This is a genomic window from Streptomyces sp. NPDC093225, assembly GCF_044753805.1.
In the GTDB taxonomy this organism is placed as follows: domain Bacteria; phylum Actinomycetota; class Actinomycetes; order Streptomycetales; family Streptomycetaceae; genus Streptomyces.
In genome coordinates, this window is the sequence record NZ_JBIVNX010000028.1 from 14,637 (window position 1) to 38,310 (window position 23,674).

Here is a 23,674-nt window from a genome sequence, read left to right on the forward strand (position 1 = left end):
GCCGGGCGGGGTGGGCGTCGCCGGACCGGCGCGACGGCCGCCCGGCCCCCCCTTCACCGCGCCGGGCGGGACCCCCAGCTCCCGGCGCTCGTCCACAGGCCCCGGACCTCCGGGTGGTCCGCCCCGAGCACGGCTTCCAGTTCGGTGGCGAGGGCGTCGTAGAGCTGGTGGGCCCGCTGCGGGTCTCCGGCCGCTCCGGTCCAGTGGGCGTGGCCCCGCCGGGCGGCGCGCGTGTTGCGGTCGTGCGGTCCCAGCATCCGTGCGGCGTCCTCGGCCAGGACCGCGTACAGGTCGCGCGCCTCGGCCTCGGAGTCCCCCATGCCCGTCACGTGCGCCAGGCCGCCCCGGGCCTCCAGCAGGAAGGAGTCGTCCTCGCGCAGCGTCCGCCGACAGTCCCGGACCAGCTCCTGATACAAGGTCCGGGCACGGGCCTGCTGGCCCGACGTGCCCGTGACGTGCGCCAACCCGAGGCGGGCCTCCGTGGTGATGCGGTCACCGGTGCCCAGCACGCGGCGGCAGTCGTCGACGAGCGAGAGGTAGATGTTCAGGGCCGTTTCCGGCCGGCCCGCCATGTACGCGTGGTGGGCGTGATCGACCCGCGCCACGAGGGTTGCGCGGTCATCGGGGCCGCGCTCTTCCACGAGGCGTCGCACGAGGGTGTCGTAGGCGACCACCGCAGCGGCGTGGCTCGTCTTGCCGGCGGCCCGCGCAGCGTCCCTCACCTCCTCCAGCGTGCGGTGGTCCGGCACGTCCGTCGAGGTCGGGAAGTTGTCCGGGACGGCGACGGACGCCCGGGCCGGGTCGGGGGAGGACCGTGGATCGGCCGCCCGGGCGGAGTGAGGCGTCGGGGCGTCGACCGGGTCGGAGAGTTCCGTGGTGATCCGGGTCAGGGTGTCGGCGTCGGAGTCGTTGACGGCGGCGGCGCGGGCGAGGGCCGCGTCGATGTCGTCGCCCTCGGGATCGTCGGAGGCCGCCGGGGCGTCGGCGGGCGCCGGGCCGGCGAGGCCGGGCAGGGCGTCGTGCGGTGACGGGCCGTCGCCGCGCAGCCGGTCCAGCTCGTCGGTCAGCGCCTCGATCCGCTCCTGGAGCCGGGCGGCCAGCTCCTCCGCCTCCCGGCGCTTGTCCTCCGCGCGCCGCAGTTCCTCCCGCGCCTTCTCCTCCTGCGCCTGCGCGCGCGCCAGCTTCCGTTCCGCGGACTCCAGCTCCCGGGCACCTGCGGACCCCAGGCGGTCGCGCTCCCGGCCCAGGGTGCCGACCCGTTCCTGGAGCCGGTGGATCATCCCCAGAAGGACCATGACGAGCTTCGCGGAGTTGTCCGCCGCCTGCCGGAGCTCGACCTGCTGCTCCAGGGAACGGGTCAGCCGGTCGTAGGTCTCGATCTGCCGCGCCTGGAGCGCCGCGAGCTCCGCCGCGGCCGCCGGTCCGGCGGCGTGCCCGGGCGCGGGATGGGTGGCACCGGGTGCGGTCGGTCCGACGCGACCGCGCGGCGGGTGCAGGGCCTCGTGCAACAGGCCGCCCGCCTCCTCCCGGCGCCGGGCCCGGAGCGATGCCGGCACGGTGGCCACGATCAGCTCGTCCACGAACCGCTGCGTCGGGAGCCGGCCGCCCAGGTAGACGCTGATCTGGGACTTGGAGAGGTTCACCTCCCCCGCGAGGACGGCCAGCGTCTTCCCGGACTCGTCCACCCGGCGCCGCAGGTACTCCGCCAGCCGCCGCGCCTGGGGGTTCGCCGCGTGGATCGGCCCCCACGGCCGGCCCCCTGTCGCTGCCTTGCCCGTCACCCGTGCAGCCCTCCCCTTCGAACGCCGTCCGGCCCGTCCGGGACAACCCCGTCCGCGTCCGGAATCCAACTGCATTGTCCCGTCCGGGCGTTCCGGAGAACCCCGGTTTCGGCCAGGGTCGGCCACCGACACGGACGTACGGGCAGAAGGGCACCGAACGCATGCACGACGCACTCTCACTCACGGCCGACGGACTGACCGTCGTGGGCACCCTGCTCACCCTCGCGCTCGAGCTCCGGCGCCTGCGCCGGGACCTGGGGGAAGAGGCCCGGGGCGGCGACGGCACAGACCCCAAGGACGACGTCCGGGGCACCGACCGGGACGACGACGTGGCGGGCGCCGCCGGCTAGGACACCCCCTAGGGCACGAGGTCCTGCCCGCGGTACGACGGCAGGGCGTCGTGGCGGCGGGTGGCGAGGAGGGCGTCGAGGGAGAAGGTGGGGGCCCCGGCGAGGACGAGGGGCAGCCAGGACATCAGGTAGATCAGGTCGTTGCCGTAGTAGTACGGCGTGGTCTGCCAGCTGACGGTCAGCCACAGGCTCAGCGAGATCAGCGCCCCGCCGGCGGCCGCGACGCGGCCGAAGAGCCCGACCAGCGTGCCGAGGCCGACCAGGATCTCCCCGATCGCGAGGAGGACCGCGAAGGTGACGGGCCCCTTCAGGGCGAGGTCCACCAGCGCGGGGATCGCGGAACTGTCGCGCACGGCGTGCATCAGCTCCCCGATGGAGCCGGTCCCGGAGTCCTTGAGGAACGCCGAGTCGGTCAGCTTGTCCAGCCCGGCGTAGACGAACGTCACGCCCAGGAACACGCGCAGCGGGAGCAGCGCGTGGCGGGCGGTCCGCGCGCGCAGCGCGGCGAGGTCGGAGCGAGCGAATCCGGTCACGCCCCATGTCTACCCGCTCGGTCCCGTCCCGTCGACGGCTGGGACGCGACCTGTGGGTCGGGTGGCGCCGCCGGACGGCCGGGGCGGCCCACCGCGCCGCGTCGCCGTGCGGGTCACCGCGCCGCGTCGCCGCGGGTCAGTCGGCCACGTCGATGGGGCAGCGGTTGGACTCCACTCCCGCGGCCGTGACGACCTGGACCTCGACCCGGCCGGGCTCGACGTCCGCCGGCACCGGGACGGTCAGGACCTGGTCGGACGGGTTGGAGAAGCCGCCGGCGACCGGCACCAGGGGCACGTGGACGTGCACCGTCCCGATCCGCACCACCAGCCGGGCCAGCATCTCGGGCGTCTGCGCCCCGGGCGGTACGAAGCCCACGCCGCGGATCTCGATGTCGTCCCCGGTGCGGATCGCCGCGTCGAGGTCCCCCGGCTCCCGGGCCCGTACGACCGACAGGACGAGCGGCCGCGTCCCTTCCGCGTACTTCGCGGCCAGGTAGACCGCCGCCGAGAGCCCGGTCAGCACCGCGAGCGACCACGGCAGGTGCGGCAGCCGGTCCGGGAAGCGGGCCAGCGCCACCGCCGCGAAGGCGAGGGTGACGGTCGAGACCAGCACGTACTGCGCGTCGGGGAAGCTGCCCCGCCCCGCGTCGTCGGTGAGCAGGTCCGCGCCGCGCGGCCGGTCGGCGGGCAGCTTCTGCAGCCGCTGGCCCAGGATCCGTACGGACACCACGCGCCGCACCACCACCGCCACCGCGGAGGTGATCGCGAGCACGGTCAGCAGGGGCAGCGCCCGGTCCAGCTCCAGCCCGTCGTACAGGCCCGCCCGCTCCTGCCCCGGCGGGTTCGCGGCCAGCCGCAGCGCGGGCAGCAGCGCGGCGAAGGCCGTCAGCAGCAGCCACGCGCAGGGCACGGCCTTCGAGGTCGAGAGCCGGTTGTCCTCGCCCACCAGCGGCGCCAGCAGGCCGCCACGCAGGGTCTGGGCGCGGGCGGCCACCGTCAGGAGCCCCGCCAGCAGCACCGCGGCCAGCAGCCCGGCGGTGCGCGCGGCGGACCAGCCGGTGCCCAGGGCGGTGCCGACCTGCACGACGAGCAGCACGCCGGCGGCGATCCACACGGCCAGTACGGCGCGCCGGGACAGCAGGTACAGCCAGGAGTGGCCGGCCTCCCGGCCCCGGTCGGCCACCGTCCGGGCGGCCTGCGTGAGCTCGTCGGACACCCACTGGCGCGAGGCCCCGGCCGAGCGGGCGACGGCGGCCGGCAGGCCCTGGCCGGCGGCGTACTCGTCGCGGCGCTCGACGAAGGCGGCGACGGCCCTGCGGTGGCCCTCGCGGGCGCCGTGCGGGCAGTCGTCGCAGGTGCAGCCGCCGCCGTGGGTACTCCGGTGGATGATCTCTTGGACAGCCACGTACGTGCCGCCTCTCTAACTACCGTGCAGTGCCAGCGAATTGTGCACCACCCCGGCAGTGCTCCCGGCCGCCGCCGACGTCAGAGGGGGTGAGTTCCCGTACGTGATGTTGACCCCGCCGGCCCCGGTTCCCCGGCGACGCGCTGCCACAGCGGCTGGAAGCTGATCCACGCGACCAGGTCCGTGCCCAGCTGCTCCCGGGTCAGCACGGCGCTCTTGTGGTCGATCGGTACGGGCTTCCCGGCGGCCCGCGCGGCCAGCTGGATCCCGCACGAGCGGTCGAGGGAGACGAACCACCACGCGGCCGCGTCGACCGAGTCCCCGACGGTCAGCAGCCCGTGGTTGCGCAGCACGAGGGCCTTGTGGGACCCGAGGGCCGCCGCGATCAGGCGGGCGTCCCCGGTCCCGGCGGCCGGCCCGGTGTAGCGGTCGAGCAGGGCGTGGTCCTGGTAGAAGGCGCAGGCCTCCTGGGTGATCGGGTCGAGCAGCTCGCCGAGGGCGGCGAAGGCCCGGCCGTGGTCGGAGTGGGCGTGGGCCACGGCCACCACCCCGGGCCGGGCCCGGTGGACGGCCGCGTGCACTTCGAAGGCGGCCTGGTTGACGTGCTGCTCGCCCTGCAGGACGCGCCCGTCGCCGTCGGCCAGGACCAGGTCCTCGGGCCCGATCCCGGCCAGCGTCCGGCCGAAGGGGTTGACCCAGTAGCAGTCGGGGAACTCCGGGTCGCGGGCGGTGACGTGGCCCGAGACCCCGTCCTCGTACCCGAGGGCGGCGAACAGCCGCAGCGCCCCGGCCAGCCGCTCCTTCCGGTGCGCCCGCTCCTCGGCCGGCGTCCCGTGCCGCGGCGGCATCGCGAACCGGAGGCGCTCCGCGGGCACGGGCTGGGGCTGCTCGGACATCGTCGGCGCTCCTCACGTACGGCTCGGGTCGCGGCGCACCGTACCCGCGCCCCGTGCAAGGGGCCAGAGCCGGGCGGCCACGAAACGGCGAGGCCGCCGCCCGCTCCCGGAAGGGGCGGACGGCGGCCTCGTCGGCGTACGGGAGGGACTACTCCCACTCGATGGTGCCCGGGGGCTTGCTGGTGCAGTCCAGGACCACGCGGTTCACGTCCGGCACCTCGTTGGTGATCCGGGTCGAGATGCGGGCCAGCACCTCGTACGGCATGCGGGTCCAGTCGGCCGTCATGGCGTCCTCGGAGGAGACCGGGCGCAGCACGATCGGGTGGCCGTAGGTGCGGCCGTCGCCCTGCACGCCCACGCTGCGGACGTCGGCGAGCAGCACGACCGGGCACTGCCAGATCTCGCGGTCCAGGCCGGCCGCGGTCAGCTCGTGGCGGGCGATGGCGTCGGCCTCGCGCAGCAGGTCCAGGCGCTCCTTGGTGACCTCGCCGACGATGCGGATGCCCAGGCCGGGGCCCGGGAAGGGCTGGCGCTGGACGATCTCCTCGGGCAGGCCGAGGTCCTGGCCGACCATGCGGACCTCGTCCTTGAACAGCTGGCGCAGCGGCTCGACGAGCTTGAACTCGAGGTCCTCGGGCAGGCCGCCGACGTTGTGGTGCGACTTGATGTTCGCGGTACCGGTGCCGCCGCCGGACTCGACGATGTCCGGGTACAGGGTGCCCTGGACCAGGAACTCGACGGGCTGGTCGTCGGGGGCCTCGGCGATGATCTCGGCCTGGGCCTGCTCGAAGACGCGGATGAACTCGCGGCCGATGATCTTCCGCTTCTCCTCGGGGTCGGAGACCCCGGCGAGGGCGGTCAGGAAGCGCTCCTGGGCGTCGACGACCTTCAGCTTGACGCCGGTCGCGGCGACGAAGTCCTTCTCGACCTGCTCGGTCTCGCCCTTGCGCATCAGGCCGTGGTCGACGTAGACGCAGGTCAGCTGGTCGCCGATGGCCTTCTGCACGAGGGCCGCGGCCACCGCGGAGTCCACGCCGCCGGACAGGCCGCAGATGGCGCGCTTGTCGCCGACCTGCGCGCGGATGGCGGCGATCTGCTCCTCGATGACGTTGCCGGTGGTCCAGTCGGGCTTCAGGCCCGCGCCCCGGTAGAGGAAGTGCTCGAGGATCTGCTGGCCGTGCGTGGAGTGCATCACCTCGGGGTGGTACTGCACGCCGTACAGCCTCTGCGCGTCGTTCTCGAAGGCGGCGACCGGCACCACGTTGGTGGAGGCGGTCACGGTGAAGCCCTCGGGCGCGGCGGAGCAGGCGTCGCCGTGCGACATCCACACCGACTGGTGCTCGGGGGTGCCCTCGAAGAGGGTGGAGCCGGTCTTGGTGACGCTCAGCGGGGTACGGCCGTACTCGCGCGCACCGGTGTTGTCGACCGTGCCGCCCAGGGTGGTGGCCATCAGCTGGAAGCCGTAGCACATGCCGAAGACCGGGACACCGGCCTCGAACAGGGCGCGGTCGATCGTGGGGGCACCCTCCTCGTACACGGAGGACGGGCCGCCGGAGAGGATGATCGCCTTGGGGTTCTTGGCCAGCATCTCGGCCACGGGCATCGTGCTCGGCACGATCTCGCTGTAGACCCGGGCCTCACGGACGCGGCGGGCGATGAGCTGGGCGTACTGCGCGCCGAAGTCGACAACGAGGACGACGTCCGGGGCGGCGGAGGGTGCTTCTGGCACGGCGGGCCTTCCGGCGGGAAAGAGGGTGTTGTTTTGTCGATTCTAACGGCGCCCGCACCACCGTCTTCGTCTCACCATCCGAACCCGGGCCTCGACCGGTCCTGTCTCACCATCCGAACCCGGTTGGCCGCGGGGCCGCGGGACGGCTAGATTCCGTGCCGTGCGCGAGCAGCTGAGCTTCCTCTTTACCTATGGCACCGGTCGGTCCGGTCGCCATGGGTCGTCGTGATGCTCGCTCCGAGCCGCTGAACAGACCACCCAGAGCGCCCCCGGCCGACAGGCCCGGGGCGCTCTGTCGTCGTACGGGTCGTCGGCCACCACCGACAGGAGAACCCCGTGACCACCACCGCCACCGCCACCGCGCCCGCCGCCCGGACCGCCCGGACCGCCGCCGAGACCACCGGTGCGCGCACCGCCGACGCGGCCGAGCTGATCGGCGGCGCCCGCGAGCGGATCGACACCCTCGACGACCGGATCATCGGCCTGATCCAGGAACGTATGGCCGTCTCGGCCGTGATCCAGGAGGCCCGGATCACCTCGGGCGGGCGCCGCGTGAACCTCTCGCGCGAGATGGAGGTCCTCGCGCACTACAACGAGGCCCTCGGCAAGCCCGGCACCGCGCTGGCGATGACGCTGCTGGAGCTGTGCCGCGGCCGGGTCTGACCGCCGTGCGGGCGTGCGTTTGTCACCCGTCCGGACCGTGACCGGCCCCGTGGGGCTTCGTTGGTGTGGATAGTCCGTGCCAGCCAGGCGCGGGCCCGCACACACCACGCGTGGCTCCGCTGGAGCGATGAGACGTACGGCCCGTGGAGCGTACGTCGTGGGACCTCGCTCCAGCGCGTGACCGGTCGGCAGGGGACAGCAGCCCGGTCACCCCAAAGGACGGTCGGCCCCGGGGACGCCCGGGGCCGACCGGTCCGATCTTTCCCGGCACCCATGACCGGGACCCAATGACCGGGACCCATGACCGGGACCCGACCCGGTACCTGCGCCCGGGACCCACCCCGGGACCCATCTGGCCGGAAACGGTCAGCTTGGCCGAAATGGTTGCGGGGCGGCGGCCCGTCGAGCACGATGCATGCACTGGCCACGCGGCGCGTCCCCCCGGCGCCGCGCAGCGGTTCCGGCGCTGCCCTGACGCCGGACGACATGTGGAGGGCCCCGCGGACAGCAGTCCGCGGGGCCCTTCTCACGCCCGTACGCCCCCCCCGTGCGTACGGGCCACGCTCCCCCCTCCACGCCGGCGCGCCCGTACCCCCCGGTCCGGGCGCGCCCGCGCGTCAGCCGTGCCGGCCCGTCCGGCGGCGGGTCGCCAGGAACAGGCCCGCGCCGCCGATGAGGGCGATCGCCGCGGCCCCCGCGAGGAGCGCGGCGGAGCTGCCGGTGGAGGCGAGGTTGCCGCCCGGCCCGGTGGCCGTCGGGGCCGTGGCGGACGGGGTCGCGCCACCGGTGGCCGAGGGAGTCGCGGCCGGCGTGGCGCCCGTGGTGGGCGTCGCCGTGGCGCCCGGGGTCGGCTGCGTCGGCACCCGGGTGGGGTTCAGGACCAGGGCGGCGGTGTCGTTGGCGTGCTTGGGGTCGAAGGCGAGCCGGCCCAGGCGGCCGTCGGGGGCCCAGGTGCCGACCGCGACGGAACCCTTGGCATCGGGGACGACGCGGTCGATCCGCAGCTCGAACGGGAAGGTGACGCTCGCACCGTCGAGCACGGTGTACCCGCTCTGGCAGCGGTAGCGCGGGGCCCCCAGCTGCCGCTCGCGCGGGGTGCCGTCGGCGCTGAGCGCGGCGCAGGCCTTGGGCTTGCGGGTGACGGACGCGCCGGCCGGGACGCGGATGTCGACGGTGGCGACGGGCTCGCCGGAGCGGATGTTGCCGATCCAGGCCGGTCCCTGGTTGCGGAACCCGAAGCGGGCCTTCACCTGCTCGCCCGCCTTGCCGTCGAGCGCGAGCGGGGTGGCGGCGAAGTCGGCGGTGTTGGCGGTCTGGAAGTCGAACTCCTGCTGGTTGTCCCAGGGGTTCAGGTCCGACGAGTACGGCTGCGCGAGGACCCGCTTCGCACCGATCCTGACGCCGGTCTTCGGGCCCGCCTTGGAGTCGTTCAGGGCCGTGGAGGCCGCGCCCGTCTCCTTGATCCGGTAGATGAACGAGTCGTACCAGGCCCGCTGCGTGGCCTTCAGGTGCAGCGGCGCGTCGAGCTCGTAGACGTACTTGGGCTCGAAGGAACCCTCGAAGGTGCACACGGTGGTGCCCCAACCGCGCTGCTGCGGGCCGTTCGGGCGGAACGTGCAGTTGTCGTACTTCTCGACGAACTCCAGGCCGCGGGTGTGCAGGAGCTCCAGCACCACGCCGTCGGCGGGACGGGTGCCCTTGTTCTCGAAGGAGATCGGGGTGGCCTGCCGGTCGCCGACCTTCATGCGGTTCTTCAGGTGCAGGCGCTGCATGACCAGGTCGGGGCCGCCGACCGTGACCGTGGTGGTGCGCGGGCTGATGCGGATGCCCGCCGCCTTGCCGGTGACCGCGACCGTGCCGTGCGCGCCGTCCTTCGCGCCCTTAGCGGCGGTCAGCCGCAGCTGTACGACGGTCCGCCCGCCGGCCCAGAGGGACGAGCCCTCGCAGACCAGCGTGTCCGCGGTGCGCTCGCAGTCGTCGCCGACCTCGCCGAGCGCGACGTCGGCGACTCCCTTCAGCCCGGCCAGGTCCAGCGTGAGCGTGTACGTGCCGTGGAAGTCCTTCGACGTGGGATTGGTGATCCCGATGTCGACGGTGGTCTTCTTCGGGCTGCCCTTCGCCGGGTACGGGTTCAGGCCGACCTCGGTGGGGCCGCTCACGGCGTAGTCGGGACCGGCGGCGTGTGCGGGGGTGGTCAGCCCAAGGGCCATCAGGCCCGCCGCGGCCAGCAGGGAGATTCGTCTCATGTCCGCTTCGACTTGCGAAAGCCGAACGGAGTTGCCTCCTCGTGGATCACGAATTGACGACGATGCCCGACGACGCACCAGGACCTTGTGACGCAGGTCACATGCACGGCCTACAACCATCCGCCGGGGCCGCGGGTCACCTTGTGCGGAACCCACGCCCCGGCGTGGACACCACGCATGCGCGAGGGGCTGCACCAGGAGGGGGGTGCAGCCCCTTACGCATCGCTCAGTCCGTGGCCGCGGCCCGCTTCGGCACCTCCGGCACCGCGAGGAACGGCAGCCGCAGCGCCCCGAAGGCGTCCTTCGGCACGGCCGGCCGCGCCGGCTCGACCGCCGCCAGCCGCACGTAGGCCGCGCCCTGCTCCGGACGCGGGTCCGCCTCGCCCTTGTTGGGCCAGAACGACATCGCCCGCTCCGCCTGCGCCGTGATGGTCAGCGACGGGTTGACGCCCAGGTTCGCCGAGACGGCCGCGCCGTCGACGACGAGGATCCCCGGGTGGCCGTACAGCCGGTGGTAGGGGTCGACCACGCCCTCCTCCGCCGAGCCGCCGATCGGGCAGCCGCCGAGGAAGTGGGCCGTCAGCGGGGTGCCCATCAGTTCGCCGACGTTGCTGCCGGCGAAGCCGTTGATCTCCTCGGCCAGCAGGGTCGCGGCCCGCGTGGCCTCCGCGATCTGGGTCGGGTTGGGCGCGCCGTGGCCCTGCCGGGCCGTGAGCAGGCCCTTCCCGATGCCGCCGGGCTTGCGGTACGTGGTCAGGGAGTTGTCGAGGGACTGCATCACCAGGCCGATGATCGTCCGCTCCGACCAGCGCCGGTTGGACAGCGAGCGGACCGCCTGGACCGGGTGCCGGACGGTGCGCCCGAACCAGGCCGCGACCCGGTGCCGGTGGTAGGGCACCTGGAGGACCGTCATCGCGCCCATCGCGTTCGAGCCCTTGCCGTAGCGGACGGGCTCGATGTGGGTGTCCGCGTTGGGGTGCACGGAGGAGGTGATGGCCACGCCCTTGGTGAAGTCGGCGCGCGCGTGCTGCCCGTACTTCCTGCGGTAGCGGCGGTCGTCGGTCTGGGCGCCGACGATGCCCTCGGAGTTGGTCCGGGTCAGGTCGCCGAGCCGGGCCGAGATCCGGGGCAGCTCGCCGCGGTCCTTCATGGTGTGGAGGAGGGTCTGGGTGCCGTACGTGCCGGCGGCCACGACCACGTACCGGGAGCGCAGCACCTGCGCCTTGCCCTTGCGGCGGCGGTCGGTGGGCGCGGTGCGCACCCGGTAGCCGCCGTCGGGGTGCTCGGCGAGCGCGGTGACGGTGGTCATGGGGTGGATCACCGCCCCGGCACGCTCGGCGAGGTGGAGGTAGTTCTCGTTGAGGGTGTTCTTGGCGCCGTGCCGGCAGCCGGTCATGCACTCGCCGCACTCGGTGCAGGCCGTGCGCGCGGGGCCGGCACCGCCGAAGTACGGGTCGGCGACCTCCTCGCCGGGCCGGGCCCGCGAGGCGCCCTCGGCGTCGTCGCCGTCACCGAAGAAGACGCCGACGGGGGCCATGTGGAAGGTGTCGCCCACGCCCATCTTCTCGGCGGCGGCGCGCAGGTGGACGTCGGAGGGGGTCATGGTCGGGTTGAGCCGCACCCCGAGCATGCGCTTGGCCTGGTCGTAGTACGGGGTGAGCTCCTCGCGCCAGTCGGTGATGGCGGCCCACTGCCGGTCCTTGAAGAAGGCCTCCGGCGGGACGTAGAGGGTGTTGGCGTAGTTGAGCGAGCCGCCGCCGACGCCGGCGCCGGCCAGCACCATGACGTTGCCGAGCAGGTGGATCCGCTGGATGCCGTACAGGCCGAGGGCCGGGGCCCACAGGTAGTTGCGCAGGTCCCAGGAGTTGCGCGGGAGGCCGTCGCGGGTGAAGCGGCGGCCGGCCTCCAGGACGCCGACCCGGTAGCCCTTCTCGGTCAGGCGCAGGGCGGAGACGGAGCCGCCGAAGCCGGAGCCGATGACGAGCACGTCGTAGTCGTACGCCTCGTCGTCGGAGGCGGTCGGGTCGCCGGGGTTGCCGGTCGCGTCGGCAGGGGTTCCGGTCGCGTCGGCAGGGGTCTCGGTCATGTCGGCGGCGGCTTCCTTCGTGTCGTGCGCGCGGTCGTCGGACATCGGGCGCCCCCTCAGCGCATCCGCAGCGCCTTCATGATCCGCAGGCTGCGGGTCATGAGGGCCGCGTACGCGTCGTCGTCCATGCCCAGCGAGGGCGCCATCGGCAGCAGCCGCTGGTGCGCCACGGTCTGGGCCTCGGTGTACTTGAGGATGCCCTCGGAGCCGTGCCGGCGGCCGAGGCCGGAGTCCTTCATGCCGCCCATGGGCGACTGGGCGCTGCCGTACGCGGGCGCGTACCCCTCGTTGATGTTGACCGTGCCGGTGCGCAGCCGGGCCGCGACCTGGTGGCCGCGCCGGGCGTCCTTGGTCCACACGCTGGAGTTCAGGCCGTACGAGGTGGCGTTGGCCTGCGCGATCGCCTCGTCCTCGTCGGTGAAGCGGTAGATCGAGACGACCGGGCCGAAGGTCTCCTCGGCACAGACGGCCATGGGGGCCTCGACGCCGTCGAGGATGGTCGGCTCGAAGAAGAGGGGGCCGATGTCGGGCCGGTGGGCGCCGCCCGCGACGAGCTTGGCGCCCTTCTCGACGGCCTCCTCGACGTGCCGGCGTACGGTCTCCAGCTGGCGCTCGCCCACCAGCGAGCCCATGTCCGCGCCGTACGCGAGGGCGCTGCCGAGCCGCATCGCCTTGGTGCGGGCGGCGAAGCGGGCGACGAACTCGTCGGCGATCGCCTCGTGCACGTACAGCCGCTCGATGGATATGCACAGCTGGCCGGCGGAGGAGAAGCAGGCCCGCACGGCTCCGGCGGCGGCCTTCTCGACGTCGGCGTCGTGCAGGACGAGCATCGCGTTCTTGCCGCCGAGCTCGAGGGAGACGCCGACCAGGCGGGCGGCCGCGCCCTGGGCGACCTCGCGCCCGGTGCGGGTGGACCCGGTGAAGGAGACGTAGTCGGCGTGCCGGACGACCTCGGGGCCGACGACCGGGCCCTCGCCCAGCACGACCTGGAAGACCTCGGCCGGCAGGCCCGCCTCGATGAGCAGGTCGCGGGCCCACAGGGCGGTCAGCGCGGTCTCGGTGTCGGGCTTCATGACGACCGCGTTGCCGGCGACGAAGGCGGGCAGGGCGTCGCCGACCGACAGCTCCAGCGGGTAGTTCCACGGGGCGATCTGGCCGACCACGCCGCGGGGCTGGCGCAGTTCGGTGACCTTGGTGAGGGTCGGCATGGCGCCGCCGTGCCGCTTGGGGCGCAGGTAGGCGGGGGCCTTGCGGCCGTAGTGGCGGGCGCCGACCGCGACGGCCTGGACCTCCTCGTGGGCGTGCAGGCGGGCCTTGCCGGTCTCCAGCTGGATGAGGTCGAGCACCTCGGCCTGGCGGGCCAGGACCAGGTCGTGGAAGCGCAGCAGGACCGCGGCGCGCTGCCGGGTCGGCAGGGCGGCCCAGGCCGGCTGCGCGGCGCGGGCGCGGCCGAAGGCCTCGGCCACGTCCTCGGGGGTGGACTCGGGCAGGTCGGCGAGCTTCTCGCCGGTGAAGGGGGTGTGGTTGGCGGTGCGGCCGGAGCCGGCCACCCCGCGGGTGAGGCGGGCGACCAGCTCGGGGGTCACGACGTCGGCTGCGGTGCGCACGCCGGCCGGGGTCGGTGCCACGGGATTGGTGGGGGCGGGGGCCTGCGAGTCCGTCATGGCGGTGAGGGTATGCCGATCGGGCACCTTTGGGTACCCGCCGGTAACCAGATTTTGCCAATCGCGCCAGCGTTCACTGGCGCGATGTCCGGAAGGTGCCTGATCAGAGGCCTGCGGCCCCCCTCCGCGCCGCTCACGCGGCCACCCGCGCGGCCACCCGCCCGGGGGCGGGCGGAGCCGGTCAGGGGGCGGGCTGCCAGTGGCTGAGCACGACGTCGAACTGCTCCCGCGTGGTGTCCCAGTCCTTGGCCGGGCTGGACATGTAGATCGCGTACTCGGTGCCGCCGGGCGTGACGTACATCTGGTCGATGGCGCGCTTGGCGCCCGGGTGGTCCTTCTTCTCCGTCCACGTGAACTCCCAGACGCCCGCCTGGGTCTGGCCGCGGTAGGTGTTCGCGTGCAGCGTCTCCCGGTGGTACTTCGGCAGGCGGCTGCGGACCGACTTCTCCACGTCCAGCAGGTGCATGTACGGGTTCTCGAAGTCGGGCGTGGTGTCGCGGCTGATCCGGATGCGGTGCTTGCCCTCGTCCGGCGTGTAGTCGATCTGGTCGCCGTCCGTACGGCGCTTCCAGCCCTTCGGCACGGCGAGAGTGAAGCCGGCCGGGTCGGTGACCCGCACCCAGCCGGCGGGGAGGGTGTCCTTGGTCGACCGGGTCACCGGGCCGCCGGTGGTGCCGCCGGAGCCGGTGGGGTCGTCGTCCTGCGTGTTCACGTACTTCAGGGCCCCGAACGCGAGCCCGCCGCCGAGCAGCGCCGCGACCAGGGCCACGATCGCCACCCGGCGGGTCCGGCCGCCGTCACCGTCGCGGCGGCGCTCCGCGCGCCCGCGGGGATCGGGGCCGGCCGGCCCGGCGTCGGAGCGGACGAACTGGTGCTGCTCGGGGAGGGGGGCCGTACCGGCGGGGCCGGTGGCGCCGGCGTGACCGGGGTGGCCCCCAGGACCCTGGTGACCCGGGTGACCCGGGTGGCTCGTGTGGCCGGTGGGGCCGTGCGGGGTCTGCGGGGCGAGGTCGGTCGGCGCGGGTCCCGTGATGCGCTGCGTGGGCACGTACGCGTGGGCGGCCCGCGGCTCGCGGCCCTCCATCGCCTCCAGCAGCATCCGCTCGGCCTCGGCCGCGGACGGCCGCTTCGCCGGGTCCTTGTGCAGCAGCGCCGTGATGACCGGTCCCAGCGCACCGGCCTGGCGCGGCGGCGGGAGCTCGTCGTTGACCACGGCCGCCAGGCTGGAGATCGGCGAGGTGCGGCGGAACGGCGAGCGCGCCTCGACCGCCGTGTACAGCGTCGCGCCCAGCGCCCACAGGTCGGAGGCCGGGTCCGGGGCGCCGCCGGTGACCCGCTCGGGCGCCAGGTAGTCGATGGAGCCCACGAGTTCGCCGGTGCGCGTGATGGAGGAGTCGCCCTCGATGGCCGCGATGCCGAAGTCCGTGAGCAGCACCCGGCCGTCCTTGGCCAGCAGCACGTTGCCGGGCTTCACGTCCCGGTGCAGCACGCCCACCGCGTGCGCGGCGCGCAGCGCGCCCAGGACGTGCAGTCCGATGCGGGCGGCTTCGCGGGGCTCGATGCGCCCGGCGGCCTTGGCCGCGTCGGCGAGCGAGGGGCCGTCGACGTACTCCATGACGATCCAGGGCCGGTCGTCGTGCTCGAGGACGTCGTGGACCGTGACCACGGCCGGGTGCTGGATCCGGGCGGCCGCCCGGGCCTCCTTGCGCGTCCGCTCGACGAGCACCGCCCGGTCGGCCTCGGCGACGTACAGACCCGCCGTCAGTTCCTTGACCGCGACGGTCCTGTGCAGCAGCTCGTCGTGCGCGCGCCACACCTTGCCCATGCCGCCGCTGCCGATGGGCTCTCCGAGCCGGTACCGGCCCGCGAGCACCGAGCCCGCGCCTGTCCTGTGTTCCACAAAATCCCGCCGCTCTGTACTTTCGGGGAAAGATTACGGAGCGAAGTAGCTCTCCGTGTACCGCGAGGGCCCGGTGAGACCGCACTGTGACGGAACTGTGGGGCTAGAGCCCGAACTTGTAACTGGCAGTGGCGTGCTCATAGATCTCGGTGACCTTGTCGCGTCCGGAATCCGGACCGATGACCATCAGGATGTGATACCGGCCGGACAGTACGTAGACCCGGTTGCGCACGTACACGGAGCGGCCGCTGCCGTCGGTCCACGTGTACTGCCCCTCGGCCGTCTTGCGCTGACCGACGGTGATCTCGCGGACCCCGGTCTGGGTGCTCCAACTGCTGGTCCGTACCGGCTCCAGTTCCCGCTCCTTGTCGCGCTGGTAGCCGAGCGGGTCGCCGGCTCCGCCGGGGGCCGGATCACGGCCCGGTACGACGATCAGCTCGTAGTCGCCGTCGGAGAAGCGGACCTGGCCGGCGTCGTTGAGCGGGCGCCGCTGCCACCCCTGCGGGACGGCCACCTGGAAGCCCTCGCGGTCCCGGTCGAGGGTGTAGCCGGGGCCGACGTCCGTGGCGGGGGCGGTGCTGGTCTGCGGCCGGGGGCGCGCGGGGGACGTGGACGGCGACGCCTTGGGTGACGCGGCGGGCCCGGGGGTGGTGGGCGCTGCGGTCGACGGGGCCGTTGCGGTCCCGGCGGGGCCGGGCGACTCGATGTCCTTGGCGGTGGGTTCGGCCTTCGGCATGAACACCATCGCGTACGCCACGAAGCCGGCCAGCCCGACGAGCACGACCAGCAGCAGGGTCCGGCCCAGCGCCCGGCCCGGCCGGCCCGTTCCGGGGGCGCGCGCGGGCGCGCGCGGTCCGGCGGGACGGCTCGAACCGGCGGGGCGGGACGGGCGCTTGGCCTTCGGCGGGGGCGGCTGGCGGTGCCGGCCGTGCCGTGCGGAGGACGGCGGTGGGGCGTGCGTCCGGACCTCCGCCTCGGCCCGGGCCAGTGCCTCCTCCTGGGCCCGGGACCGGGCCAGGGCCTGCTCCTGGGCCTCGGCCTGGGCCTCCTCCCGGGCCTGGGACCGGGCCCGGGTCTTGGCCTGCTGCTGCTCGCGCTTCGCCCGTTCGCGCGCGGCGCGCCGCCGGCGCACGAGCTCGCCGCGGCGGCGCACGATGGGCAGTTTGGCCGCGTCCGGGGGCGGCTCGGGCAGGGTCCGGCCGGTCCCGTCCGGCTCGGGGGCCGACCGGACGAGCGACCGCAGCCAGCCGCGCAGCTCCTCGAACTCGGGGCGCTCGGTGGGGTCCTGGCGCAGCAGCGACTCCACCACGGGGCGCAGCGGGCCGCACTCCTCGGCGAAGGCGGGCGGCTCGGAGCAGACCATCTCGACCAGTTCGGCGGCGCTGTCCTCGGGGTACGGGGCGTGGCCCTGGACGGCGCGGTAGAGCAGCGCGCCGAGGGCCCACAGGTCGGTGGCCGGGCCGACGGGTGCGGCGAGCTGCCAGTTCTCGTGGACGGGGTGGGCCTGTTCGGGGGCCCAGCGCTCGGTGACGGCACCGACGACCTGGATCCGGGTCTGCCGCGCCCGCTCCGCGGCCAAGGGGGTGCCGGGCCCGCCGCGTCCGGCCCGGGCCGTCCCGCCGGGCCGGTCCCAACCGGCTTGCGGGGACGGCGGTACGGGGCCTGCGGGCTGCTGCGGGGGCCGGGGGGCGGACGTGGGCCGCTCGGATCCGGACCGAGCGGGTACCACCGGGGTCCGGGAGGCACCGGCCTGCGGCCCGCCGGCCGGCGGGGCGGGGTGGTGCGGGGCTCGCGGGCCGCCGCCCTGCGGGGCGGGGGCGCCCGGGGCGGGGTGGGGCGGGTGCGGAGGCTGCGCGGCCGGCTCCGCCTCGTCGGGGACGGCGGGGGCGTAGCCCTCGGGCAGCGAGGGCCGCGCCGGCAGTGCCGGCCGGCCGCCGGTCGGCGGGCGGTTCCGGGGCGTGGCCCCGTGCCAGGGAGCGGCCCGGCCGTCGGTACCCGGCGCGGCGTCGCCGGCCGGGGCGGCGGGCAGGGCGGCGGCGGAGGGCGGGGCGCTCGGAAGGGCGTCGGTCGGGCCGGAGGTCGCGGGGTCCGGCGGGGCGTCGGCGCCGCTCGGTAGGGCGGGTCGGGCCGGGGCGTCCGGGGTTCCGGGGGTGCGGGGGCGGGCGGCGTCCGGACCGCCGCCGTACGGATACGCGTACCCCTCGGGCACGTTGGAGCCCTGCGGGCGGACGGGCTCGGTCCCGGCGATGTGCTGGGTGACGGCGGCCCGGGTCCCGGCCCGGTACGCGGCGACGGCCCCGGCCCGGGCGGCGGCCTTGAGGTCGGCTCCGCCGGGCGTCCCGTACCCGGGCGCCACCGGCGGCCGCTCCGCGGCCGGCAGGTCCCCGGTCGCGGCCGGGCCCGCCCGGTACGCGGCGGCGGCACCGGACGGGTCCGGGTGGTCGGGCGAGGTCCCGCGGGCGGCCGGCAGGTTCGCCCCCGGACCCGGGTGCCCGGCCGGGTGCTCCCCGGCGGGCTCGGGACGGGCCGCGAGGGTCGCCCCCGGCGCGCCCCGGCCGGGCGGGGCTCCGGGGCCGCCGGGCGGGACCGTGCTCGCGGGCGCCTCGGCGTACGGCGGCGCGGTGCCCGCCGGCACACCCGCCGGGTCGGCGGGCGCCGGGAGCGGGGGCCGGCCGGCCCGGCCGGTCGCCGCCGCGCGGCGGACCGCTTCGTCGGCCGCGCCCGGGCTCGCGGTCGGCCGGCCACCGCCGCCCGTGGCGAAGGACGCGTCCTCGAGCTCGTCCGCGGAGCGGGGGCCGGACGCCGGCGTCGTCGCCGCACCCGTGGGCGGGACCGCGGGGCCCGGGTCCGGTCCGGAGCCCTCGTACGCGGCGCCGTCCGGGTCGGCGGGCGGGACCGGGTCGTAGCCGCACAGGGCCTCTTCGGCGGCGCCGGCGGCGAGGCCGGTGAGGACCACCCGGCCGTCCTCGCAGACCAGCACGGTGCGCATCGTGATGTTCCGGTGCACCCACCCGTGCGCGTGCAGCGCGCGCAGCGCGGTGAGCACGTCGGCGGCCACCTCCGCCGCGCGGTACGGGCTCAGCGGCCGGTCCGCAAGCAGGGCCGCCAGCGGTCGGGCGACGACGAGTTCGCTCACTATCCACAGCGAGCCGCCTTCGGCGAAGACGTCGAAGACCTGGTCCAGCCGCGGGTGGTCGGGGATCCGGGCGGCGGCCTGCGCCGCCTCCAGCGCCCGCCGCACGACGGGGTCGACGGGGCGCCGGGTCGCGCCCCCGGCGGGACCGCCGCGGGGCGCGGGCATGGCGGCCCGCCCGTGGCCGGTCCGCGGCGGGCCGTCGACGGCCGCCTCGCCGTCGAGCAGTTCGGCGTCCACCACCTCGGGCAACGGCACCTGCCTGACCAGGACTTCCTGGCCGCTGTAGGTGTCGAAGGCACGGGTCTCGACCAGGTCGTACTCGTCGGAGGGGGGCAGCGGCAGGCGGTAGCGGTCGGCCAACACCCTGCCCGCGTACTCCTGCACGACCCCTACCCCCTAGTGCCGTTCCCCCGTCACCGCTCCCTCACGATACGTCGAGGGACGCACGCGCGTCGCCGGGTCGGGCGAGGTCAGCCGCCTTATCGGCCACGGAGTTGGCCGGTCGGCGGGCCGCCGGCAACGGGCCAGCGGCCCGGGCGCGCCGGGCCCGGCGTCAGTCGCGGACCTTGAAGGTGTCGAACGCGGTGTCGCGCAGGGTCTTGCACTCCGCGCCGTCCCACCCGTCCACCGGGCACGTGATCATGATGGCGTAGCCGTGGGTGGCGTCCACCTTGAAGCCGCGGTTGAGGACCCGGACCCGCTGCCCCTTCTCCGTGCGCTCGAACTGCCAGTCGGCGACGGTCGGGTAGCCCCGGTACTTGACCTCGGAGAGGCCGAGCAGCTTGTAGCCGGTGCTGGAGCTGGACACGGCTCCGGCGAGCTGGGCCCAGGCGAGCCGGGCGTCGTCGCTCGGGCTCTTGTTGTAGTCGACCTGGACGCGCGGGTAGCCGCCGTCGCGGTTGTATATGCCGCCGGAGTCGTCGCCCGCTATGGCGTTGCGCCTGAAGTCCGAGGGCATGGCCATGGAGAAGTGGAAGTGGGCGTCGGTGACCATGACGTAGCCGGCGGGCAGGGCGCCGATGGTGCCGGGGCCGGTGCCGCCCTGACCGGCGCTGCCGGCCGTGCCGTTCGACCCGTTGGAGCCCGTCGAGCCGTTGGCCCCGGCAGTGCCGTTCGCTCCGCCGTCGCTCGCGCCGTTGCCGTTCGTGCCGTTGGCGCCGCCGTCGTTCTGCTCGGTGCCCGCGCCCGCGGTCGCGCCCTTGCCGCCGGTGCCGTTCTCGGTGCCGCCGGCGGCCGTGCCGGGCTTGCCGGTCGCGGGGGTCCCGCCGGTGCCGCCCGTCGAGGGGGCGGCGCTCGAGCCCGGGCCCTTGCTGTTGTTCTTGTTGTCGTGCGGCTCGTCGTCACCGCTCATGGCCCAGACGATCGCACCGCCGAGGAGCGCCAGGGCGGCGACCACCGCGGCGATCGCGAGGCCGATCGTCTGGCGGGACATCACGTCGGTGAGCGGCGCGGCCACCGGCCGCGGCTTGGGCGCGGGCTGGACCGGCTCCTGGGCCTGGCCCTTCGGCTGCACCGCGCCCTGCCGGGTGCCCGACACGGCCGGCGCGGCCCCGGTCCCGGCGGCGGCAGCGGCGCCGAGCACGGCCTGCGGGCGCTCCTTGGCCTTGGCCTTGCCCTTGGCCTTCGCCTTGGCGGTCGGCTGGACGGCGGCCGCGGGCGCCTCCTGGGACTTGCCCTTCGGCCGCCCCTTGGGCTTCGCGGTGGCGGGCGCCGCCGCGACCGACCCGAGGTCCGCGAGCTCGGGTACGGGCGGCAGCGCGATCACGCGCGTCTCGTCCGCCGGCGGCTCCGGCTCGGGCTCGGGCATGTCGACGACGGCGGTCAGCAGCGCGCGGGCGCCCTGGTCGTCGAGGCGGTGCGCGGGGTCCTTGACCAGCAGGCCGTAGATGACGTCGGTGAGGGGGCCCGCGTTCTTGGGCGGGTCCACCTGCTCGGTCATCACGGCGGTGAGGGTGGCGAGGGCGGAGCCCTTGTCGTACGGGGGCGTGCCCTCGACGGCCGCGTAGAGCAGGCCGCCCAGCGACCACATGTCGGCGGGCGGGCCGGGCTTCTGGCCGCGGGCGCGCTCGGGCGAGATGTACGAGGGGGCGCCGACGAGCATGCCGGTGGAGGTGACCGAGGGGTCGCCCTCGACCTGCGCGATGCCGAAGTCGGTGAGGACGACGCGGCCGGTGTCGGCGATGAGGACGTTGGAGGGCTTCACGTCGCGGTGCAGGATGCCCTGGCTGTGCGCGGCGCGCAGGACGTCGAGCACGGCGAGTCCGACCTCGGCGGCCCGGCGGGGCGTCAGGGTGCCCTTCTCGCGGATGACTTCGGCGAGCGAGGCGCCCTCGATGAGCTCCATGACGATCCACGGGCGGCCGTCGTCGTCGACGACGTCGAACACGGTGACGGCTCCGGTACCGCGGATCCGGGCGATGGCCTTGGCCTCGCGCAGGGTACGGGTGACCAGGCGGCGCTTCTCGTCCTCGTCGACGCCGGAGGTGAAGCGGAGCTCCTTGATGGCGACGGTGCGGCCGAGGGTCTCGTCGACGGCCCGCCAGACCGTGCCCATGCCGCCCTTGCCGAGGACCCGCTCCAGGCGGTAGCGGCCGGCGAGCAGGTGCCCTTCGAGGTCGCCCTCGCCCCGCTCGCGCGCCTTACGGGCCGCCGTGCCCGCGGCGGACGAACCCCGGCCGGTGCGCGGTGCCTTGTCGGTCGCGCCGCCCTTGGCCTCCGGGGCCCGGGACGGCTCGTCCTTCGTGGCGTCGACCTTCGTGGCGTCGACGCGGGTGGCCTCCGCCTTCGCGGGTGCGGCGACCGCCTCGGCCTTGGCCGGCTCCGGCTTGGCCGGCTCCGGCTTGGCCGCCTCGGCCTTGGCCGGCTCGGCCTTGGCGGGCTCCGGCTTCGCGGCTTCGGCCCCGGCGGGCACGTCCTCGGCGGCCCCGGTCCTGCCCGGTGCGGCTGCGTCGGCGTCGGCCCCGCCCTCGGCGGGCGTGGCGGGCGCGGCCGGCTCGACCGGCTCGGCCTTGGCCCGGGCCGCCTCGGCCCTGACCGCCTCGCTCTTGGCGAATCGCACCGGCCCGGCCGACGCCGGCTTCGCCGCACGTTCGGTCTCCGTCGGGGCCGGCTTCGCCTCGGGCGCCACGCCGGCGGAACCGCCACCGCCCGCGAGGGAGTCCTGAGTGTGCTCCGGCTTCGACATGCGTCCCCTCAACGATCGTGCCGCCTGCTCCCGGGCCTCCCCCGGCGGGGCCCGGCGTGGTCTCCGGGGCGCTCGGCAACCCGCCCCGGCAGGAACCTTATTGTTCCTCACTCCGGCACGGACGGGTGTCCCGGGTCCGCGGTTCCCGCCAACCCGTGGCGCACCCCTTACCCCTGGTTCACCTCACGTCACATCGCGCTCCCATGCCCCGCGTTCCGGGCCCCGGAGGCCCGAGTCGTGCCCGTACGCGGGCAGCAGGGCGGCCGTGGCACGCGCTCCTGACCGACCGTAAGACGCCCCCTCCGGGCTACAGGGGGACGATGTCCGGCGCGCCGAGCCGCGCCGCGTCGGCCGTCTGGTCGTCCGGCTGACGCTGCGACTCCCGCTCCGCCTGCACCCGCTTCTCGTAGTGCTCCACCTCCCGGTCGACCTGCCCCTGGTCCCACCCCAGCACCGGTGCCATCAACTCCGCGCACTCCCGCGCGCTGCGCGTCCCGCGGTCGAAGGTCTCGATCGAGATCCGGGTCCGCCGGGTCAGTACGTCGTCCAGGTGCCGCGCCCCCTCGTGCGAGGCCGCGTAGACCACCTCCGCGCGCAGGTAGTCGTCCGCACCGCCCAGCGGCTTCGCGAGTCCGGGATCAGCGGCGATCATCTCCAGCAGTTCCTCCGTCAGGGCCCCGTACCGGTTGAGGAGATGCTCGACGCGGGCCACGTGCAGCCCCGCCCGGGCCGCGATCCGGGCCCGGGCGTTCCACAGGGCGCGGTAGCCCTCGGCGCCCACCAGCGGGACGTCCTCGGTGACGCAGGCCGCCACCCGCTGGTCGAGGCCGTGCACCGCCTCGTCCACGGCGTCCTTCGCCATCACCCGGTACGTCGTGTACTTGCCGCCCGCGATGACCACCAGCCCGGGCGCCGGGTGGGCGACCGTGTGCTCGCGCGACAGCTTGCTCGTCGCGTCCGACTCGCCCGCCAGCAGCGGCCGCAGGCCGGCGTACACGCCCTGGACGTCTTCCCGCGTGAGGGGGACGGCGAGCACCGAGTTGACGTGCTGCAGGAGGTAGTCGATGTCGGCGCTGGAGGCGGCCGGGTGGGCCTTGTCGAGGTCCCAGTCGGTGTCGGTGGTGCCCACGATCCAGTGGCGGCCCCAGGGGATGACGAACAGTACGGACTTCTCCGTCCGCAGGATCAGCCCGGTGCTGGAGTGGATCCGGTCCTTCGGTACGACCAGATGGATGCCCTTGCTCGCCCGGACGTGGAACTGACCGCGCTCCCCGATCAGCGCCTGGGTGTCGTCCGTCCACACCCCGGTGGCGTTGACGATCTGCTTGGCCCGGATCTCGTACTCGCCACCGGTCTCCACGTCCTGCACCCGGGCACCGACCACCCGCTCGCCCTCGCGCAGGAAGCCCGTCACCCGCGCCCGGTTCGCGGCCAGCGCCCCGTACGCCGCGGCCGTGCGCACGAGCGTCGCGACGTACCGCGCGTCGTCCATCTGGGCGTCGTAGTACTGCAGGGCGCCCACCAGGGCGTCCTTGCGCAGGCAGGGGGCCACCCGCAGGGCGCGGTGGCGGGTGAGGTGCCGGTGGACGGGCAGTCCGCGGCCGTGCCCGCTGGAGACGGACATGGCGTCGTACAGCGCCACGCCGGAGCCCGCGTACAGCCGCTCCCAGCCCCGGTGCTGCAGCGGGTACAGGAACGGCACGGGCCTGACCAGGTGGGGCGCGAGCCGCTCCAGGAGCAGGCCGCGTTCCTTGAGTGCCTCGCGGACCAGCGCGAAGTCGAGCATCTCCAGGTAGCGCAGGCCGCCGTGGATGAGCTTGCTGGACCGGCTGGAGGTGCCCGAGGCCCAGTCCCGGGCCTCGACGAGGCCGGTCGAGAGCCCTCTGGTGACCGCGTCGAGCGCCGTGCCGGCCCCCACCACGCCCGCGCCCACCACCAGCACGTCGAGTTCCCGCTCGGCCATCCGAGCGAGCGCCTCGGTGCGCTGGGCGGGTCCGAGTGTCGCTGTCCTCACCGCTGCCTCCCGTCGGTCGCACCACGTCCGTGTCCGTACGTCCGTACGTCCGTGTCCGTCCGTGACGTCCGTGTCCGCCCCATCGAT

General features: G+C 75.0%; 14 protein-coding genes. 2 read left to right on the forward strand and 12 right to left on the reverse strand.

Going from position 1 to position 23,674, the window contains the following annotated elements:
* Window positions 1-53 precede the first annotated feature (53 nt).
* Window positions 54-1,781 (reverse strand): hypothetical protein, encoded by a 1,728-nt coding sequence (locus ACIQCH_RS23940; RefSeq protein ID WP_402583952.1) that lies wholly within the window; start codon window positions 1,779-1,781, stop codon window positions 54-56.
* A 161-nt stretch (window positions 1,782-1,942) separates the two neighbouring features.
* On the opposite strand from ACIQCH_RS23940, the gene ACIQCH_RS23945 reads away from it, so the two are divergent.
* A complete protein-coding gene (locus ACIQCH_RS23945; protein WP_402583954.1) occupies window positions 1,943-2,131 on the forward strand; it encodes a hypothetical protein in 189 nt (62 codons plus the stop codon).
* A gap of 8 nt (window positions 2,132-2,139) precedes the next feature.
* On the opposite strand, the gene ACIQCH_RS23950 is transcribed toward ACIQCH_RS23945, so the two are convergent.
* The 4 genes from ACIQCH_RS23950 to guaA form a co-directional block, all read right to left on the reverse strand.
* Window positions 2,140-2,664, reverse strand: coding sequence for a TQO small subunit DoxD (locus ACIQCH_RS23950; protein WP_402583955.1), 525 nt, complete (start codon window positions 2,662-2,664; stop codon window positions 2,140-2,142).
* Between the two features lie 136 nt (window positions 2,665-2,800).
* On the reverse strand, window positions 2,801-4,069 hold the full coding sequence (locus ACIQCH_RS23955; RefSeq protein ID WP_402583957.1) for a hypothetical protein: 1,269 nt from the start codon (window positions 4,067-4,069) through the stop codon (window positions 2,801-2,803).
* Between the two features lie 80 nt (window positions 4,070-4,149).
* Window positions 4,150-4,965, reverse strand: a complete 816-nt coding sequence (locus tag ACIQCH_RS23960) for a class II aldolase/adducin family protein (protein ID WP_402583959.1) — start codon at window positions 4,963-4,965, stop codon at window positions 4,150-4,152.
* A gap of 148 nt (window positions 4,966-5,113) precedes the next feature.
* The gene (gene guaA / locus ACIQCH_RS23965) at window positions 5,114-6,694 is read right to left on the reverse strand and encodes a glutamine-hydrolyzing GMP synthase (RefSeq protein WP_402583961.1); all 1,581 of its coding nucleotides are present in this window, start codon (window positions 6,692-6,694) and stop codon (window positions 5,114-5,116) included.
* A gap of 336 nt (window positions 6,695-7,030) precedes the next feature.
* Between guaA and ACIQCH_RS23970 the strand changes: the two genes are divergently transcribed.
* Complete coding sequence (locus ACIQCH_RS23970; RefSeq protein ID WP_402583963.1) at window positions 7,031-7,357, forward strand: chorismate mutase; 327 nt, start codon at window positions 7,031-7,033, stop codon at window positions 7,355-7,357.
* A gap of 617 nt (window positions 7,358-7,974) precedes the next feature.
* Here ACIQCH_RS23970 and ACIQCH_RS23975 read toward each other — a convergent pair.
* From ACIQCH_RS23975 to ACIQCH_RS24005, 7 genes are all read right to left on the reverse strand, one after another.
* Window positions 7,975-9,603: a peptidase gene (locus tag ACIQCH_RS23975; RefSeq protein ID WP_402583965.1), complete on the reverse strand. Its 1,629-nt coding sequence runs from the start codon at window positions 9,601-9,603 to the stop codon at window positions 7,975-7,977.
* A gap of 226 nt (window positions 9,604-9,829) precedes the next feature.
* Window positions 9,830-11,734 carry a GMC oxidoreductase gene (locus ACIQCH_RS23980; RefSeq protein WP_402583967.1) on the reverse strand — a complete coding sequence of 635 codons (1,905 nt, stop codon included), beginning with the start codon at window positions 11,732-11,734 and terminating at the stop codon, window positions 9,830-9,832.
* An 11-nt stretch (window positions 11,735-11,745) separates the two neighbouring features.
* Window positions 11,746-13,353, reverse strand: a complete 1,608-nt coding sequence (locus ACIQCH_RS23985; RefSeq protein WP_402583969.1) for a succinic semialdehyde dehydrogenase — start codon at window positions 13,351-13,353, stop codon at window positions 11,746-11,748.
* A gap of 181 nt (window positions 13,354-13,534) precedes the next feature.
* Window positions 13,535-15,253, reverse strand: a complete 1,719-nt coding sequence (locus ACIQCH_RS23990) for a serine/threonine-protein kinase (protein ID WP_402583971.1) — start codon at window positions 15,251-15,253, stop codon at window positions 13,535-13,537.
* Window positions 15,254-15,356: 103 nt separating this feature from the next.
* Window positions 15,357-18,773, reverse strand: coding sequence for a protein kinase (locus ACIQCH_RS23995; protein ID WP_402583973.1), 3,417 nt, complete (start codon window positions 18,771-18,773; stop codon window positions 15,357-15,359).
* A gap of 169 nt (window positions 18,774-18,942) precedes the next feature.
* Window positions 18,943-21,573, reverse strand: coding sequence for a serine/threonine-protein kinase (locus ACIQCH_RS24000; RefSeq protein ID WP_402583974.1), 2,631 nt, complete (start codon window positions 21,571-21,573; stop codon window positions 18,943-18,945).
* A 307-nt stretch (window positions 21,574-21,880) separates the two neighbouring features.
* The gene (locus ACIQCH_RS24005; RefSeq protein ID WP_402583976.1) at window positions 21,881-23,587 is read right to left on the reverse strand and encodes a glycerol-3-phosphate dehydrogenase/oxidase; all 1,707 of its coding nucleotides are present in this window, start codon (window positions 23,585-23,587) and stop codon (window positions 21,881-21,883) included.
* Window positions 23,588-23,674: the final 87 nt, after the last annotated feature.